General features: G+C 51.2%; 1 protein-coding gene. It reads right to left on the reverse strand.

Annotation, left to right across the window (positions count from 1 at the left end; genetic code table 11):
* Positions 1-447: nucleotidyltransferase domain-containing protein (locus EI28_RS13020; protein WP_231476879.1), on the reverse strand; the 447-nt coding region annotated here is incomplete at its 3' end.
* Between the last annotated feature and the right edge of the window lie 174 nt (positions 448-621).

Below are 621 nucleotides of genomic sequence, written 5' to 3' on the forward strand. Positions count from 1 at the left end.
GGTTCCGATCTTCACGCTGAGCCTCGAATGGCAACGCTCCAGTTCTCGTTTCACCTCTCTATCGTCTGTCTCGATATAGAGATCGATGTCGCTCTTCTCATCCGCAGTTCCTTTCGCATAACTGCCGAAGATTATGGCAAGCGGGATATTCCGTCTCTCCTGGATCGTCCTGATGACTGATCGTAGATGAGGGGCCTTTTCAATCAGGTTTCCGAGCGCGTACCACTCCACTACATAGACGTGCACCCGTGCTTCAAGAGTTTTCTTCAGGAAATAGGTTCTATTTTTCCCCTCTATCCTGAAGTCTACGACGTTCCCGTCTAATAGGTCCTTAAGTCTCCGCAACACGGTGGTGTGTGAAACGTTCAGATCTTTTGCAAGTTTGCGGGGGTGCGAGTCGCCCCTGAGCAGGAGAGCAACGATCTTGATGGACACATTTTGTTCCACATGGAACATATTTGAACCAATCAATAAAAAGGTTGTGCCTGTTCCTGGCTAAACACCGGAACGGCGGGTCACACCTGCTTTGTTGACGCAAGCGGGGAGCTACCGGCGACGGGGTTGTGTGAAGCGTTTCCGGCCGTAAAAAAAGAGTTGCCGGGGGTTTACGCAGAGCCTTCC

It is taken from the genome of Methanoculleus sp. MH98A (assembly GCF_000691865.1).
Classification (GTDB): Archaea; Halobacteriota; Methanomicrobia; order Methanomicrobiales; family Methanoculleaceae; genus Methanoculleus.